The organism is Humibacter albus DSM 18994, from assembly GCF_000421825.1.
Classification (GTDB): domain Bacteria; phylum Actinomycetota; class Actinomycetes; order Actinomycetales; family Microbacteriaceae; genus Humibacter; species Humibacter albus.
On the sequence record NZ_ATXT01000018.1, the window covers coordinates 17510 to 33090 of the forward strand.

Consider the following 15581-nt stretch of genomic DNA (forward strand, 5'->3'; position numbering starts at 1 on the left):
CAGAATGGCCCACACCCTGACGGGTGCAGGCCATTCTGTTATCGCTCTCAGGCGGCGTCGGCGCGCGGGGCCGAGGTGTCGGCCGGAAGTGCCTTCTTCGCAGTCTCGACCAGCGAGGCGAACGTGGCGGGCTCGTTCACGGCGAGCTCGGCCAGGATGCGACGGTCCACCTCGACGCCCGCCAGGTTCAGACCCTGAATGAGGCGGTTGTAGGTGAGGCCGTTCTGACGGCTCGCAGCGTTGATGCGCTGGATCCACAGGCGGCGGAAGTCGCCCTTGCGAGCACGACGGTCACGGTAGCTGTAAACCAGCGAGTGGGTGACCTGCTCCTTGGCCTTGCGGTAGAGGCGCGACCGCTGACCGCGGTAGCCCTCGGCGCGCTCGAGGATGACCCGACGCTTCTTGTGGGCGTTGACGGCCCTCTTCACTCTTGCCATTGCTTGTTTCCTTTACGTACGCGTCGTTGCTCGGCTTACTTGCCGAGGAGCTTCTTGGCGACCTTGGCGTCGACGTTCGGCAGCACCTGGTCCTGGTTGAGGCGGCGCGTGCGGCGGCTCGACTTGAGCTCCAGGTTGTGGCGCATGCCGGCCTGCTGCTTCATCACCTTGCCGCTGCCGGTGAGCTTGAAACGCTTCTTGGCCCCGGAGTGGGTCTTCTGCTTGGGCATTATTTCTCCTCATCGGTGGCGGAGGATGTTTCCGCCTCGGTGGCCGCGTCGCCCGAGCGCTGCTGCTGGGAGCGCGCGCGGTTCGCGGCACGTTGTGCGTTGGCCTCGGCCTTGGCCTCCGACTTGTTCTTCAGAGGGCCGATGACCATGACCATGTTGCGGCCGTCGATGGTGGGGGTCGATTCCACGGAACCGAACTCGCCCACGTCTTCGGCGAACCGCTGCAGCAAGCGCACACCCTGCTCGGGGCGGGACTGCTCGCGGCCGCGGAACAGGATCATGGCTTTGACCTTGTCCCCCGCCTTGAGGAACCCCTCGGCTCGCTTGCGCTTCGTCTCGTAGTCGTGTTTGTCGATCTTGAGGCGGAACCGCACCTCTTTCAGCACGGTGTTCGCCTGGTTGCGCCTGGCCTCTTTCGCCTTCTGCGCAGCCTCGTACTTGTACTTGCCGTAATCCATGATCTTGGCGACGGGCGGCTTCGAGTTCGGCGCCACCTCGACGAGGTCCATGTCGGCTTCCTGAGCCAGACGCACGGCGACCTCGATCTTGACGACGCCGATCTGCTCTCCGCCAGGGCCCACGAGGCGGACCTCGGGCACGCGGATACGGTCATTGGTACGGGGATCGCTGATGCGTGTCTCCTCTGATCGAACGGTTCGTGAGGCATCCGCGGCGGCGCCGCCGGATGGTCTGCAGAGGTCTCTCACACGCGCATTCCGTGCTTGCGCACGCCATGCATCCGCACCCTCTACGTCAACCTTCCGAGACTTTCGTCTCTTCGGCGGAGTGCGTAACGACCCGGTAACCTGGTGAAGCGGTCAAGCGCGGGTGGGAGATTCTCCACTTTCCTTTCGGGGCATGACGCACCGAAAGCCCGACACAGCTTAGCAGACGCCGATGGCGCCTGACGAATCCCTGGTCGACGGATGCCCGTCCGCCCCGTTCCCCGTCCCTCCTCTCGCGAAAGACACCATGCCCGACAGCTCCGGCCAGCACGTTCACCGTTTCGACGACGCGGCCACCGCCGCACACACCCACGACAGCGTTCCGCCGCTCACGGAGGACGACGCCGCTGCCGCGCTCTCCGAGGTCACCCGCGACATCGCCGACGTCCCCGCCGTCGAGGTGATCACCACGACAGCCGTGCACCTGATGAGCGCCGCCGCCGTAAAGTGCGGCCTCGCCGACGACCCGCGGGCGCAGACCGATCTCGACGAGGCGCGCAAGCTGATCGACGCATTGGCGGGCCTCGTGACGGCGAGCGCCGGCCACATCGGCGACCAGCACGCACGCAGCCTGCGAGACGGCCTGCGAAGCGTGCAGCTGGCCTTCCGCGAGGCGTCGCCATTCCCCGACGAGCCGGGCAAGGGACCGGGCGAGAAGTACACCGGCTCGGTGATCTGACCTGCAGGCGGCCGGCGGCCGGTGAGAGGCGGGGCCCCGGTCCACCGGGCTCACCCCACCGGCTGCTCCGCCGCTTCCCAGCGGCCTCAGTTCGCGAGCAGCCGGAGCGCCATCGAGTCGACGCGTTCCGCGATGACCTCAGAGGCGGCCCATGCGGCGGTGAGGCGCCCGACCAAGGCGTGGAGGGCATCCGCGTCCAGGCCGGGACGCAGAACGACGCCCACCTCGACCTCGGGCCCCTGCAGGCGCGCACCGGGGTCCGCCGATGCCAACCGCACCTCGATCACGTCGGGCTCGCTCGCCGCGGACCGGCGGAAGGCGTCCCCGACCTCGGGCGCGGCCCACGGCGGCGTCCATTCCGCCCCGGTCGCGAGCGCCTTCACCGCCGGGCGCCGCAGCACGTGCTCGGTCGGGCTGGTGGGGTCGATCACGACCAGCTCCGTCTGCTCGCCGGCCGCCGCCAGCGCGATTCGCGGACCGACTGCGGGCACCGGACGGGCTCGCGGATTCCATGCCGCCAGCGTCTGCACGCTCGTGAAGGCGGGGAGCACAGCCCGGCCATCGGGAGCGCGCACGGTGGCGATGGAGAGTTCCTGCGTCTTGTCGACGACGTGGCCCTCCGGCGTCTCGCCGATGTCGCCCGCGTGCGCCAGCAACGGCACGAGCAGCCGCGCCGCGCGCACCGACTCGACGATGTCGACGGCGGAGTGGGTCCCGGCGGCGAATCCGGTCAGCGCCGCGAGAAGTGCGGGATCGGCCGAGCCGTCGTCGTCCGACGCCGGGGCGTGCTCGAACCTGCGGCCCTCCCACGGCACTCCGGCGGAGTCGGCGCGATCGCTCGACCCGAAGAGGTGGCGGTCACCAGCCGCGTGCGAAGCGTGCGGATCAGTATCCGGCAACGTCCAGCGCCTCCGGCAGTGTGAACGCTCCCGAGTAGAGCGCCTTGCCGACGATCGCGCCCTCGATACCGTCGGGCACCAGGTCGCGCAACGCCGCGATGTCGTCGAGGCTGGAGATGCCTCCGGATGCCACGACGGGCCGGTCCGTGCGCTGCGTGACGAGCTGAAGAAGTTCGAGGTTCGGGCCCCGCAGCGTGCCGTCCTTGGTGACGTCCGTGACGACGTAGCGTGCGCATCCTGCGTCCTCGAGCCGGGCGAGGACATCCCACAGCTCACCGCCCTCCCGCGTCCAGCCTCGTGCCGCCAGGGTCGTGCCGCGCACATCGAGGCCGACCGCGATCGCCTCGCCGTACCGCGAGATCACATCGGCGGCCCATTCCGGGTTCTCCAATGCCGCGGTGCCCAGGTTGACGCGCTTGGCGCCCAGCTCGAGCGCGTGTTCCAGCGAGGCATCGTCACGGATGCCTCCGGACAGCTCGATCTTCACATCGTGCCTCGAGCGCAGCACGGCCTTCAGCACGTCCCGGTTGTGTCCCCGACCGAACGCCGCGTCGAGGTCGACCAGGTGGATCCATTCCGCGCCCTGCCGCACCCACTCCTCCGCTGCCTCGACGGGGTCGCCGTAGCTCGTCTCGCTTCCGGCCTCGCCCTGCGTGAGGCGTACGGCCTTGGCGTCGGCGATGTCGACGGCGGGGAGCAGTTCGAGACGAGGGGTGTCGGTGATGGGACTCATCGTGACCTGAGTTCTTTCGGGAGTAGGGACGAGGGCGCGGGAACCTGCACAGCCGCTAGGCCGAGCGCGCCGCGAGAGACTGCACCCAGTTGCGCAGCAGGCGAAGGCCGGCCTGCCCGGACTTCTCGGGGTGGAACTGGGTGGCCGACAGCGGACCGTTCTCCACGGCCGCCAGGAACCGTCCGCCGTGATCGGACCAGGTGAGCTTCGGAGCGGTCCGGCCTGAGGCGGGCAGTTCCCAGCTCTGGGCCGCGAACGAGTGCACGAAGTAGAAGCGCTCCTGCCGGATCCCGGCGAAGAGCACCGAGTCGTCGGGGGCGTCGACCGTGTTCCAGCCCATGTGCGGCAGCACGTCGGCCTTCAGTGCCTCGACGGTGCCCGGCCATTCGCCCAGGCCATCGGCGTCGTGGCCGTGCTCGACACCGTGTTCGAAGAGCACCTGCATGCCGACGCAGATGCCGAGCACCGGGCGACCGCCGGCCAAACGGCGTCCGATGATCTCCGGTCCGTGCACCGGCCGCAACTGATCTACGACGGCCTTGAACGCGCCGACGCCGGGCACCACGAGCCCGTCGGCGTTCTCGGCGGCAGCGCGATCCGAGGTCAGCATGACATCGGCGCCGGCTGCTTCCAGCGCTTTCGCCGCGGAGTGCACGTTGCCCGACCCGTAGTCGAACACGACGACCGACGGCGCAGTGCCGCCGACGGCGTCTGCCGCTGCCGAGTCCGTCGTACTGCTCGTCATCACAGCGCACCCTTGGTCGACGGGATGCCGTCCACCAGCGGATCGAGCGCCTTCGCCTGTCGGAACGCACGCGCGAACGCCTTGAACTCGGCTTCGGCGATGTGATGCGGGTCGCGACCGTTCAGCACGCGCACGTGCACGGTCAGCGCGGCGTTGAAGGCGAGCGCCTCGAAGACGTGGCGCACCATGGACCCCGTGAAGTGCCCGCCGATCAGGTGGTGCTCGAAACCCTCCGGCTCGCCCGTGTGCACCAGATAGGGGCGTCCGGAGATGTCGACGACGGCGTGCACGAGCGCCTCGTCCAGCGGCACAGTGGCGTCGCCGAAGCGGGAGATGCCGGACTTGTCGCCGAGGGCGTCCCGGATCGCCTGGCCGAGCACGATGCCCGTGTCTTCGACGGTGTGGTGCACGTCGATCTCGATATCGCCGGTCGCGCGCACCGTGAGGTTGGTGAGCGAGTGCTTGGCGAACGCGGTGAGCAGGTGATCGAAGAACGGCACCGTCGTGTGGACGCTGCTGCGGCCCGTGCCGTCAAGATCGAGCGACAGCTCGATGCTCGATTCACTGGTCTCGCGACGGATGCTCGCGGTGCGGCTGCTCATGCCTTCCAGCCTACCGGCGCGTCGCGCGCGCACCGCCCGGCCCCAGGCCGGCGATGGCGTCGAGGAACACGGTCGTCTCCTGCTGCGTGCCGGCGCTCACCCGGAGGTGGTTCGGGATGCCCGGGTCACGCACCAGCACGCCCCGATCCTTGAGCGCGAGGAACGTCGCGTGCGAATCGTCGACGCCACCGAAGAGCACGAAGTTGCTGCCGCTGACGTGGACCGCGTAGCCGAGCTCCGTCAGCCGCTGCGAGATGCGATCCCGCTGCCGCACGATGTCGTGCACCGTTCCGAGCATCTGGTCGGCGTGCCGCAAGGCAGCGGTCGCCGCGGCCTGCGTGAGCACCGAGAGGTGGTAGGGCAGGCGTACGAGGCGCAAGGCGTCGGCGACGGCCGGGTCCGCGGCCAGGTACCCGAGGCGCACGCCCGCGAAGGCGAACGCCTTGCTCATCGTTCGCGAGACGATGAGGCGCTCGCGTCCGGCGAGCAGCGTGAGCGCACTCGGAGCATCGTCGGGCATGAACTCCGCGTAGGCCTCGTCGACGACGACGATGCCCTCGGTCGCGTCGTACACCGCTTCGACGACGTCGAGACCCAAGGGGGTGCCCGTCGGATTGTTCGGAGCGCACAAGATGACGACGTCCGGCTTCTTCGCGTTCGTCCAACCGGCGGCGTGCTCTGCCGTGAGGACGAATTCGGGACCGCGATCTGCGGCGATCCATCCGGTGCCCGTGCCGGAGGCGAGGAGCGGGTACATCGAATAGGTCGGAGCGAATCCCAGGGCGGTCCGTCCCGGACCGCCGAATGCCTGCAGGATCTGCTGGAGCACCTCGTTCGACCCGTTGGCGGCCCAGATGTTCGAGGCATCCAGACCGTGGCCCAGATAGCCGGCCAGGGCTGCCCGCAGACCGGCGAATTCTCGATCCGGGTACCTGTTCGCCTTGCGCAGTTCGACCTCGAGCGAGGCCATGACGTCGGCCACCACATCGTCGGGAATCGGATGCGTGTTCTCGTTGACATTCAGCGCGACAGGAACGGCGGCCACCGGCGCGCCGTAAGGTGTCCTGCCACGAAGGTCATCCCGGATGGGGAGATCGGAGAACGAAGTCACGCCTCCATGCTAGGTGCGACGGAACGCCGTCTCCGACGCACCGGAACCGTCAGCGCGCGTCGTCGTACTGATGCGGTATCGCGAGCCGCTCCCCCGCGATGACCGTGCTGGAAGCCAGGCCGTTGAGGTCTTCGAGTGCCGTCACGACATCGCGCGGGTCGCTGTTCGGCGCGATTCGCTCCGCGACCGTCCACAACGAGTCTCCCGGCTGTACCGTGACGTGGTCGAACGACGCCGATTGCGAACCGTCCGTTCCTGCTGCCGCCGTGCCGCCGACGACGAGCACGCCACCGCCGATCAGCAGCGGAAGCACGATCAATGCCGCCATGACGGCCCTGCCGCGGCGCGTGAGGCGCGTGCGAACGCGGACGGTGCCACGGCTCGCGAACGCTGCCGGATGCTCCAGTGCGATGGTCGTCATGACCGCCTCCTGTCTTCTATCGAACCCGTGTTCCGAATCTATCTTCGATTTCCTCGATTTTCAACGGTATATTCGAAAACACACCGTGAGACGTTCTCAACACGCTCGAACAAAGCCGCTGGTTCGGCTGCCTGAGCAGATAGAGTTTCGATCGTCACGAAGACAGCGCATCACGAACCACCGACATTCGTCCCCGAGGCCCTGCAGACAGCGGCGCCGACATTCGAAATCGACGAGAGGACCGCACCTTGACCGACGCAGAAACGGCCGGAAGCGCGCGCACCGGCACCACACGGCGCAGCGCTGCGGACAAGCCGCGCACTCGCCGTCGTAAGAACCTGAGCGACAAGCAGCGGGCCATTCTCGAGGTGATCCAGCGCTCCGTGAGCCAGCGCGGCTACCCGCCGAGTATGCGGGAGATCGGCGACGCCGTCGGCCTCGCGTCGCTCTCGAGCGTCGCGCACCAGCTGGGGCAACTGGAGCTGAGCGGATACCTGCGCCGCGACCCGAACAGGCCTCGCGCTCTCGAGGTGCTGATCGATCTCCCCGCCGCCACGGGCCGTTCGGAAGACGCGACCGACCTCGAGACCTCCATCCCGGTCGGCGACGCAACCATGGTGCCCCTCGTCGGCCGCATCGCCGCCGGAGTCCCCATCACCGCGGAGCAGCAGATCGAAGAGGTCTTCCCGCTCCCGCGCCAGCTCGTCGGCAACGGCGAGCTGTTCATGCTCAAGGTTCAGGGCGAGTCGATGATCGACGCCGCCATCTGCGACGGCGACTGGGTCGTCGTGCGACAGCAGAAAGACGCGGAGAACGGCGACATCGTGGCCGCGATGCTCGACGGCGAGGCGACGGTCAAGGTGTTCCGGCAGCGCGACGGTCACACCTGGCTGCTGCCTCGCAACTCCGCCTTCGAGCCGATCCTGGGAGACTTCGCGGAGCTCGTCGGAAAAGTGGTGGCGGTCCTCCGCACGGTCTGAGCAATCCCGCTGAGGCGCCGGGATGTTGTTCGTGCGGGACATTCCCCCGCCGCTGACGCGGCTCCCGCCCGCCCGATGCCAGCCCGCACGAACAACATCCCCGGCGCCCAGAGATCTCGCAGTTCCGCCGCGAGCACCGCGGTGGAGAAGCTTGGAAGTGCGGAAACGCCCTGCGCCGATCACCCGATCGGCGCAGGGCGTTTCCGCACCTCTGGGGCTACGCGGTCTGCTTCTCGCGCACGGCGCGGGTCGCGTCGATGATGTTCTTCAAGGATGCGACCGTCTCGTCGTAGCCCCGGGTTTTCAGGCCGCAATCCGGGTTGATCCACACCTGCCGCTGCGGGATGCCCGCCAACGCCTTCTCGATCAGCTCGGTCACTTCTGCGGTCGACGGCACGCGCGGCGAATGGATGTCGTAGACGCCGGGCCCGATGCCGTGATCGAAGCCGCTCGCCTTGATGTCATCGACGACCTCCATGCGACTGCGGGCCGCCTCGATGCTGGTCACATCGGCGTCCAAGTTGCGGATCGCATCGATCACGACGCCGAACTCGGAGTAGCAGAGGTGCGTGTGAATCTGCGTCGCATCGCCCACCCCGCTCGTCGCCAGCCGGAAAGAGCCGACGGACCAGTCGAGGTAGCCGGGCTGGTCCTTCTTCTTCAGCGGGAGCAGTTCCCGCAGGGCGGGCTCATCGACCTGCACGATGCGGATTCCGGCACTCTCCAGGTCCGCGATCTCGTCGCGCAGGGCAAGCGCCACCTGACGGGCGGTCTCCCCCAGCGGCTGGTCGTCGCGCACGAATGACCACGCGAGGATCGTCACGGGCCCGGTCAGCATGCCCTTCACCGGCTTCTGCGTCAGCGACTGCGCAAACGTCGACCACTCCACGGTGATCGGGCGAGGACGCTCCACGTCTCCCCAGAGAATCGACGGACGCGTGCACCGACTGCCGTAGGACTGCACCCAGCCGTTCTGCGTCACTGCGAAACCGTCCAGATTCTCGGCGAAGTACTGCACCATGTCATTGCGCTCCGGCTCACCGTGCACGATGACGTCGATGCCGATCTCCTCCTGTAGGTCGACCACGCGCGTGATCTCCGCCTGCATCCGGCTCAGATACTCGGCCTCGTCGATGACACCCTTGGCGAACTGGGCACGGGAGCGTCGAATGTCGGCGGTCTGCGGAAACGAGCCGATGGTCGTCGTCGGCAGCGCGGGAAGGTGCAGTGCGGCATCCTGTGCGGACAGCCGATCGGCATAGTCGCCACGACGGAAGTCCGCGTCGGTCAGCGATGCCGTGCGCGCACGAACCGAGCCGTCCCGCACTCCCGGAGCACTGCGGCGATCGACGAGGGCTGCGGATGCCTGCCTCAGGTCGTCCTGAATCGTCTCGTGGCCGTCGTCCAAGCCGCGTGCCAGCGTGGCGACTTGCGCGACCTTCTGGTCTGCGAAGGCGAGCCAGGACTTCAGGCGCACGTCCAGCTCCGGTTCATCCTCGACGTCGTGCGGAACATGGAGCAACGAGGTCGAGGTCGACGCCGCGACGTTCGGCGACAGCGCGAGCAGCGACTCGAGCCTGCCGAACGCCGCCTCCAGGTCACCGCGCCAGATGTTGTGCCCGTCGATGACGCCACCGACCAGGGTCTTGCCGCGCAGTGCCGAGGCGACTTCGGCATCCTCGGTGTTCGGGATGCTCCCCCGCACCAGGTCGAGCCCGATCGCCTCCACGGCAGTGCCTGCGAGCACCGGGAGCGCCTCGTCGAGACCGCCATACGGCGTTGCCACGAACAGCGCAGGACGCTCGCTCGCAGATCCCAAGACCCCATACGCCTCGCGGGCCGCCTCGAGCACGGAGGCACGATCGTCATCCAGGCTCTCGCTGACCAGCGCCGGCTCGTCGAGCTGCACCCACTGCGCACCTTCCGCCTTCAGCCGCGCGAGGAGCTCGCCGTAGACGTCGAGCAGCTCCGGCAAGCGGGACAGCGGGCGGAAGCCCTCGGGCGCCTCACCCGTCGGCTTGCTCAGTGCCAGGAACGTGACAGGTCCGACGATGACCGGCCGCGTGAGATATCCGTCGGCCTTCGCCTCCGCGAATTCGCGCACGAGGCGGTCCGAGGCGAGCCGGAACGACGTCTCCGGCCCGATCTCAGGGACCAGGTAGTGATAGTTCGAGTCGAACCACTTGGTCATCTCCAGGGGCGCGTCCTCGCCGGCCCCGCGCGCGATCGTGAAGTAGCCGGCGAGGTCGACGCCGCCGTCGGCATCCTGCAGCGACGCGAAACGGGCGGGGACGGCGCCAAGCGTGACCGCGGCATCCAGAACCTGGTCGTAGTAGCTGAACGACTCGGGGATCGACGAGTCGGCCGCGCCGAGGCCGAGCTCGGTGAGACGCTCGCGGGTCGTGCGACGCAGCTCGGCGGCGGTCGCCTCGAGCTCGTCCGCCGTCGTGGAGCCGGTCCAGAAGGCCTCGACGGCCTTCTTGAGCTCGCGTCGACGGCCGATGCGCGGGTAGCCGACGATGGTGCCGGTGGGGAACGCGGGAGAGGTCATGAGATTCCTTCTGGTTCGTGAGGTGACAGTCTGTGGTGGCGATCGAAGATCTAGCTGGTCGGGACGGCGTCGATGAGTCCGCAGCGCTCGAGCACGGCGAGCGCAGTGTGCGGTTGATTGAACGTGTAGAGATGGATTCCCGGTGCACCGCCGGCGACGAGGCGCTCGGCGAACCGAGCGGCGTGGTCGATACCGATCTCGCGCCGGCCCTCGTCGGTCGGCTCGACCTCGAGCCGGATGCCCAGGCCGCTCGGCAGGTCTTCACCGCTGAGCTCGAGCATGCGCTTGAGCCGCGCCGGGCTGGTCACTGGCATGATGCCGGGCAGGATCGGGAAGAGCACGCCGGCATCCCGCACCCGCTGAGCGAACGCGAAGTAGTCCTCGGCATGGAAGAACAACTGGGTGATGGCGAGGTTGGCGCCGGCCGCCTGCTTCGCCAGGAGCGTGTCGACGTCCTGCTCCAAGGAGTGCGAACGCGGATGTCCGTTCGGGAACGCCGCGACGGCGATCGTCACGCGCTCCCGCCTGCCCACCGCACTCGCGTGCGGGAGGCCCGGCACCGGAATCTCCCGGTACGGCGCACGTTCCGCCTGGATGCGGTGGATGAGCTGCACCAGCTCGGCGGAGCTGCGCAGGTCGCCGAGCGCGGCGTCCGAAGCGGAGCCCTCAGGCGGATCGCCTCGCACCGCCAGGAACTGTCGCACGCCTGCATCGAGAAACTCCCGGATCATCTGCGCGGCCTGCTCGTGCGACGAGCCGACACAGGTGAGGTGCGCCATCACCGGCACCTCGGTGTTTCGCACGATGTTCGTCACGACGTCGAGTGACGACGCGTGCGAAGAGCCGCCCGCGCCGTAGGTGACCGAGATGAACTCGGGTCGGACCGACGCCAAAAGGCGGATCGTCTCCGGCAGGGAACGGGCCGCCGCCTCGTTCCGGGGCGGGTAGACCTCGAACGAGAAGGGTGTTCCGGCCGGGCACGGCGCGATGCCGTCGATGCTCGGCGATGCGCTCACGTCGGCTCCCTCATCGGGCGGCGCGAACGCGAAGACAGCCGGTGCCTCGCACGTCCTCACCGCAGCGGTGGCAGATCGCACTTCTCGTACGATCTGTGGGCGGGTGCCGGGCTCGGCTGTCGCTCCCATCGGGGGCCATCACAGCCCCTCGACGAATAACGCGTTCAGATTAGCAATCGAGATGCACTGCGGATGCCACGTGTTACGTCGCGCTACGCGCGACCGCGCTCGAGTCAGACCACCGCAGGCGCCGAGACGAACGGCTCGAAAACCGGCACGAACTCGGGTGCGATCTTCGCGGTGATCCGCGTACCGTCTTCCTCGTACGAGGTGTGCACGACTCGACCGCGTTCGTGCAGTGCCGACACCAGGTCGCCGCGGTCATACGGGAGCAGCAGGTCGAGTTCGACCGAGCGGTCCGGCAGCAGGCGCGCGATGGCCGCGAGCACCTCGTCGATCCCCTCTCCGGTGCGCGCGGAGGCGAAGACGGCGTTGGGCTCCATTCCACGAAGCTCGAGTCGGCGTGCGTCGTCGATCAGGTCGGACTTGTTGAACACCACGAGTTCGGGGAGTTCCCGCGCGCCCACTTCCCCGATCACGTCGCGCACCGTGGAAAGCTGTGCAGCGGGATCCGGATGCGAGGCGTCCACGACGTGCACGATGACGTCGGAATCGGCGACCTCCTCGAGCGTCGACCGGAACGCCTCGACGAGCTGGTGGGGAAGGTTGCGCACGAAGCCGACCGTGTCGGTCAGGGTATAGAGACGGCCGTCGGCAGTGATGGAGCGCCGCACCGTGGCATCCAGCGTCGCGAACAGTGCGTTCTCCACGAGCACGCCGGCCTTCGTGATGCGGTTCAGCAGGCTCGACTTGCCGGCGTTCGTGTAGCCGGCGATCGCCACGGACGGCACGCTGTTCCGACGCCGGTTCGCGCGCTTCGCCTCACGCGCGGGCTTCATGTCCTTGATCTGCCTGCGCAGCTTCGCCATGCGCGTGTGGATGCGCCGACGGTCGAGCTCGATCTTCGTCTCGCCGGGGCCGCGGCTTCCCATGCCCGCGCCCCCGCTGCCGACCTGGCCTCCGGCCTGACGGCTCATCGACTCGCCCCAGCCGCGCAGTCGCGGCAAGAGGTACTCGAGCTGCGCGAGCTCGACCTGCGCCTTGCCCTCGCGGCTCTTCGCGTGCTGGCTGAAGATGTCGAGGATGACCGCGGTGCGGTCGATCACCTTCACCTTGACGATGTCCTCCAGCGCACGCCGCTGGCTGGGAGCCAGCTCGGTGTCGGCCACGACGGTGTCTGCGCCGAGAGCGGCGACCACGTCGTGCAGTTCCTGCGCTTTGCCGCTGCCCAGGTAGGTGCCCGGATCCGGATGCGGGCGACGCTGCAGCAGGCCGTCGAGCACGACCGCCCCCGCTGTCTCGGCGAGGGCTGCGAGTTCGCGCAGCGAGTTCTCGGCATCCGTCAGCGTTCCGCCCGAGTACACGCCGATCAGCACGACGTTCTCCAGCCGCAGCTGCCGGTACTCGACCTCGGTGACGTCTTCGAGCTCGGTCGACAGCCCCGAGACGCGACGCAGTGCGGCGCGCTCCTCGCGGTCGAACTGCTCGCCGTCGGCGCTCTGGCCGTCAACCTGGGCGCGCTGCAGAGCCTGGGCCCCCTGTCCGAAGATCCTGGTACGGGCGGATGCCTGTTCCGCGCGCGCGAGGACCCTCGCCACAACGTCGTCCGTCTCCCCGTTCGTCGCCGAACGGTCCGTCATCGTGTCATCTGCCATCGTCTCGTCCGGCGTCGTGTCATCGATCATTCCGCGTACCGGATCATCCCGGCGCTCGTCCCGTTCACCATGGGTCTGCGTCATCGTGTCCTCCACCCTAGGCGCTCTCGTCCCTTCCGTACCTGTGCTCTCCGGTAGCGTCCTGGTATGGCCACCGGAGAGCACTACTTCACTTCCCGTCCGGGCAGCGAAGCGAAGCTGCACGCACTCTCCGTCCGCCTCGCCGGTCGCGACCTCGAACTGACGACGGCCGCCGGAATCTTCAGTCCTGATCACGTGGACATCGGAACGGCCGTGCTCCTCGACGATGCACCGCAGGTGCCCGCCACCGGTGACCTCCTCGATCTCGGCTGCGGCTGGGGTCCGATCGCGCTCACGCTCGCGCTTCACGCACCCGACGCGACAGTATGGGCGGTCGACGTGAACGAGCGCGCGCTCGACGTGGTGCGGCGCAACGCGGCATCCCTCGGCCTGAGAAACATCAACGCGGTTCTACCCGGCGATGTTCCCGAGTCGGTGGCGTTCCGCGCGATCTGGTCGAATCCGCCGATCCGCATCGGGAAGGCGCAGCTGCACGACCTGCTGAACCGCTGGCTTCCGCGACTCGACGTCGGTGCGGATGCCTGGCTCGTCGTGCAGCGCAATCTCGGCTCGGACTCGCTCCAACGGTGGCTCGCGGCGGAACTGGCTGACGACTTCGAGGTGACCCGCGCGTGGTCCAGTAAGGGGTTTCGCGTGCTGAACGTGCACCGCGGCGGTGCCGCGGCCGCGCGCGACGACGCGTGAGCGAGAGCGGTCTGCGGGAGCGTTCGCGCGTCAGCCGATCGTGACCTCGCCGTCGAAGACGAGTTCGGCGGGCCCGGAGAGGGCGACGTGCTCGCCGTCCTCGGCCGCGAACATCCGCACGCCCAGCGTGCCGCCCGGGGTGCGCACCTTCCAGTTGTCGGGTGCGCCGGAGCCGGCCCAGAAGCGGGTGGCGAGCGCCGCAGCCGCCGTTCCCGTGCCGCACGCCAGTGTCTCTCCGCTGCCGCGCTCGTGCACGCGCATGCGAATGCGGCCGATGCCGTCGGCCACGAGCGGCTCGAACGGAACCACGAACTCCACGTTCGCGCCGTCGGGCAGCTCCGGGTCAAGAATCGGTGTCGGCCCGAGGTCGAGGCGGTCCAGTTCGTCGTCGTCCGGCAGTGCGACGACGACGTGCGGGTTGCCGACGTCGATTCCGAGACCCGGCCGCGCCACTTTCAGGCCTTTGGCCCGCACCAGCGGATCGTCGTCGGTCAGTCGCCAGCGACCAAGATCCACCTGGAATCCGGTCCCGCTCTGCTGGACGTCGCGCACACCGGCGCGCGTGCCGACGGGCAGCGTCTGTCCCGCCGGAATGTCTGCAAGGCCCCCATCGAGCAGATAGCGTGCGAACACCCGGATGCCGTTGCCGCACATCTCCGCGGGCGTCCCGTCGGCGTTGTGGTAGTCCATGAACCATTCGGCCGTGGGGTCCTCCGACAGCACCGATGATCCCTCGGGAATCGCCGAGGACCGAACGGCGCGAATGACACCGTCGGCGCCGACACCGAAATGCCGGTCGCAGATCAGGGCGATCTGTGCCGGGGTGAGGTCGATGGCGCCCTCCGGATCGGAGAACAGCACGAAGTCGTTGCCCGTGCCGTGGCCCTTGCTGAAGGAGAGTGTGGTCACCTACGAGAGCCTATCCAGAACGCGCCGTGCCAACCTGTCAGCCCACTCGGTGCCGGGCACCGCATCGGTGTCGAGCCACTCCAGCTCGGCGTAGCGCTTGAACCAGGAGACCTGACGCCGGGCGTAGCGCCGCGTCAGCCGCTGGGTCTCGACGATCGCCTCCGCTTCGCTCACCTCGCCGCGCAGCTGCGCGACCGCTTGCGCGTACCCGATCGCGCGCGGTGCCGTGCTGCCGCTCTCGAGCCCCGCGCGCAGCAACTCGCGCACCTCGTCGAGAAGCCCTGTCTTCCACATGCGCTCGACACGGGCATCCAGTCGAGTCACCAGACGATCGCGCGGCACGCTCGCGCCAACGACGACTGCCGGCGACCAGAGAACGGGACGCTTCGGCAGCACGGCCCCGTGCCCTTTCTGCTGCAGTTCGGCGATCTCGAGCGCGCGGATGACACGGCGCGGGTTCGCGGCATCCACCTGCTGCGCGGTCTCCGGATCGAGTCGGCGCAACCGTTCCACGAGCGACGAAAGCCCTGCACTGCCCGCCTCCGCTTCCAGCTGCGCCCTTCGTTCGAGATCCCGACCGGGGAACTCGAACTCGTAGAGCACCGACGACACGTACAGTCCGGACCCGCCGACGAGGATCGGCACGGCGCCACGCGAACGGATGTCGTCGATCGCCGCCCTGGCGTGAGGCTGATACCAGGCCACGGTCGCCTCGTCGGTGATCTCGAGCACGTCGATGAGGTGGTGCGGAATGCCACGCCGTTCTTCGAGCGTGAGCTTGGCCGTGCCGATGTCCATGCCGCGGTAGAGCTGCATCGCGTCCGCGCCGACGATCTCGGCGTGAACTCCGCATGCGGCGAGCCTGGTCGTCACCTCGAGTGCGAGATCGCTCTTGCCGGTGCCCGTGGCCCCGACGATAGCGAGCACGGGCGCCGCGTTCGGATGCGCCCTGTCGCGCGCCGGCGTCACCCGCGTTCCGCGC

The 15581-nt window shown here is 68.4% G+C and carries 17 protein-coding genes; 3 read left to right on the forward strand and 14 right to left on the reverse strand.

The annotated features are described in order from the left end of the window. Positions 1 to 47: 47 nt before the first annotated feature. The 3 genes from rplT to infC are packed head-to-tail and all read right to left on the reverse strand — an operon-like array spanning position 48 to position 1266. On the reverse strand, positions 48 to 437 hold the full coding sequence (gene rplT, locus H623_RS0114610; protein WP_022901664.1) for a 50S ribosomal protein L20: 390 nt from the start codon (positions 435 to 437) through the stop codon (positions 48 to 50). A gap of 35 nt (positions 438 to 472) precedes the next feature. Continuing rightward, positions 473 to 667 carry a 50S ribosomal protein L35 gene (gene rpmI / locus H623_RS0114615; RefSeq protein ID WP_022901665.1) on the reverse strand — a complete coding sequence of 65 codons (195 nt, stop codon included), beginning with the start codon at positions 665 to 667 and terminating at the stop codon, positions 473 to 475. Beyond that, on the reverse strand, positions 667 to 1266 hold the full coding sequence (gene infC / locus H623_RS0114620) for a translation initiation factor IF-3 (RefSeq protein ID WP_245559004.1): 600 nt from the start codon (positions 1264 to 1266) through the stop codon (positions 667 to 669). Before infC ends, rpmI begins: the two co-directional genes overlap by 1 nt. A 373-nt stretch (positions 1267 to 1639) precedes the next feature. Here infC and H623_RS0114625 point away from each other — a divergent pair, with 373 nt between their 5' ends. Further along, positions 1640 to 2071, forward strand: a complete 432-nt coding sequence (locus H623_RS0114625) for a DUF1844 domain-containing protein (RefSeq protein WP_026940395.1) — start codon at positions 1640 to 1642, stop codon at positions 2069 to 2071. Positions 2072 to 2157: 86 nt separating this feature from the next. Here H623_RS0114625 and H623_RS20245 read toward each other — a convergent pair whose 3' ends face one another. The 6 genes from H623_RS20245 to H623_RS0114655 are packed head-to-tail and all read right to left on the reverse strand — an operon-like array spanning position 2158 to position 6582. Continuing rightward, positions 2158 to 2970 (reverse strand): SseB family protein, encoded by an 813-nt coding sequence (locus tag H623_RS20245; RefSeq protein WP_022901668.1) that lies wholly within the window; start codon positions 2968 to 2970, stop codon positions 2158 to 2160. Continuing rightward, positions 2957 to 3703 carry a bifunctional 1-(5-phosphoribosyl)-5-((5-phosphoribosylamino)methylideneamino)imidazole-4-carboxamide isomerase/phosphoribosylanthranilate isomerase PriA gene (gene priA / locus H623_RS0114635; protein ID WP_022901669.1) on the reverse strand — a complete coding sequence of 249 codons (747 nt, stop codon included), beginning with the start codon at positions 3701 to 3703 and terminating at the stop codon, positions 2957 to 2959. Before priA ends, H623_RS20245 begins: the two co-directional genes overlap by 14 nt. 55 nt (positions 3704 to 3758) lie before the next feature. Further along, a complete protein-coding gene (gene hisH / locus H623_RS0114640; RefSeq protein WP_022901670.1) occupies positions 3759 to 4448 on the reverse strand; it encodes an imidazole glycerol phosphate synthase subunit HisH in 690 nt (229 codons plus the stop codon). Then, a complete protein-coding gene (hisB, locus tag H623_RS0114645; protein ID WP_022901671.1) occupies positions 4448 to 5050 on the reverse strand; it encodes an imidazoleglycerol-phosphate dehydratase HisB in 603 nt (200 codons plus the stop codon). Before hisB ends, hisH begins: the two co-directional genes overlap by 1 nt. Before the next feature lie 10 nt (positions 5051 to 5060). Beyond that, positions 5061 to 6161 carry a histidinol-phosphate transaminase gene (locus tag H623_RS0114650; RefSeq protein ID WP_022901672.1) on the reverse strand — a complete coding sequence of 367 codons (1101 nt, stop codon included), beginning with the start codon at positions 6159 to 6161 and terminating at the stop codon, positions 5061 to 5063. Positions 6162 to 6210: 49 nt separating this feature from the next. Next, entirely contained in the window at positions 6211 to 6582 is a 372-nt protein-coding gene (locus tag H623_RS0114655) for a LysM peptidoglycan-binding domain-containing protein (protein ID WP_022901673.1), read from the reverse strand. Between the two features lie 338 nt (positions 6583 to 6920). On the opposite strand from H623_RS0114655, the gene lexA reads away from it, so the two are divergent. After that, positions 6921 to 7562: a transcriptional repressor LexA gene (lexA, locus tag H623_RS0114660; protein WP_245559012.1), complete on the forward strand. Its 642-nt coding sequence runs from the start codon at positions 6921 to 6923 to the stop codon at positions 7560 to 7562. A 217-nt stretch (positions 7563 to 7779) separates the two neighbouring features. Here the strand turns inward: lexA and metE are convergent, their stop codons facing one another. The 3 genes from metE to hflX all read right to left on the reverse strand — a co-directional run bounded on the left by metE (position 7780) and on the right by hflX (position 12904). Further along, positions 7780 to 10113, reverse strand: coding sequence for a 5-methyltetrahydropteroyltriglutamate--homocysteine S-methyltransferase (metE, locus tag H623_RS0114665; protein ID WP_022901675.1), 2334 nt, complete (start codon positions 10111 to 10113; stop codon positions 7780 to 7782). Positions 10114 to 10163: 50 nt separating this feature from the next. Then, the gene (locus tag H623_RS20250; RefSeq protein WP_245559005.1) at positions 10164 to 11129 is read right to left on the reverse strand and encodes a methylenetetrahydrofolate reductase; all 966 of its coding nucleotides are present in this window, start codon (positions 11127 to 11129) and stop codon (positions 10164 to 10166) included. Between the two features lie 233 nt (positions 11130 to 11362). Then, complete coding sequence (gene hflX, locus H623_RS0114675; protein ID WP_425402099.1) at positions 11363 to 12904, reverse strand: GTPase HflX; 1542 nt, start codon at positions 12902 to 12904, stop codon at positions 11363 to 11365. Positions 12905 to 13051: 147 nt separating this feature from the next. Here hflX and H623_RS0114680 point away from each other — a divergent pair, with 147 nt between their 5' ends. Next, positions 13052 to 13690 (forward strand): class I SAM-dependent methyltransferase, encoded by a 639-nt coding sequence (locus H623_RS0114680; protein WP_022901678.1) that lies wholly within the window; start codon positions 13052 to 13054, stop codon positions 13688 to 13690. Positions 13691 to 13720: 30 nt separating this feature from the next. On the opposite strand, the gene dapF is transcribed toward H623_RS0114680, so the two are convergent. Together dapF and miaA are read right to left on the reverse strand one after the other, a co-directional pair. Continuing rightward, positions 13721 to 14599 carry a diaminopimelate epimerase gene (gene dapF, locus H623_RS0114685; RefSeq protein WP_022901679.1) on the reverse strand — a complete coding sequence of 293 codons (879 nt, stop codon included), beginning with the start codon at positions 14597 to 14599 and terminating at the stop codon, positions 13721 to 13723. Next, on the reverse strand, positions 14600 to 15568 hold the full coding sequence (gene miaA / locus H623_RS20255; RefSeq protein WP_022901680.1) for a tRNA (adenosine(37)-N6)-dimethylallyltransferase MiaA: 969 nt from the start codon (positions 15566 to 15568) through the stop codon (positions 14600 to 14602). Positions 15569 to 15581: the final 13 nt, after the last annotated feature.

Coding starts and splice junctions, on each gene's coding strand:
- rplT (WP_022901664.1), bottom strand. CDS start 437: ATGGCAAGAGTGAAGAGGGCCGTCAACGCCCACAAGAAGCGTCGGGTC.
- rpmI (WP_022901665.1), bottom strand. CDS start 667: ATGCCCAAGCAGAAGACCCACTCCGGGGCCAAGAAGCGTTTCAAGCTC.
- H623_RS0114625 (WP_026940395.1), top strand. CDS start 1,640: ATGCCCGACAGCTCCGGCCAGCACGTTCACCGTTTCGACGACGCGGCC.
- priA (WP_022901669.1), bottom strand. CDS start 3,703: ATGAGTCCCATCACCGACACCCCTCGTCTCGAACTGCTCCCCGCCGTC.
- hisH (WP_022901670.1), bottom strand. CDS start 4,448: ATGACGAGCAGTACGACGGACTCGGCAGCGGCAGACGCCGTCGGCGGC.
- hisB (WP_022901671.1), bottom strand. CDS start 5,050: ATGAGCAGCCGCACCGCGAGCATCCGTCGCGAGACCAGTGAATCGAGC.
- H623_RS0114655 (WP_022901673.1), bottom strand. CDS start 6,582: ATGACGACCATCGCACTGGAGCATCCGGCAGCGTTCGCGAGCCGTGGC.
- metE (WP_022901675.1), bottom strand. CDS start 10,113: ATGACCTCTCCCGCGTTCCCCACCGGCACCATCGTCGGCTACCCGCGC.
- hflX (WP_425402099.1), bottom strand. CDS start 12,904: ATGGCAGATGACACGATGACGGACCGTTCGGCGACGAACGGGGAGACG.
- H623_RS0114680 (WP_022901678.1), top strand. CDS start 13,052: ATGGCCACCGGAGAGCACTACTTCACTTCCCGTCCGGGCAGCGAAGCG.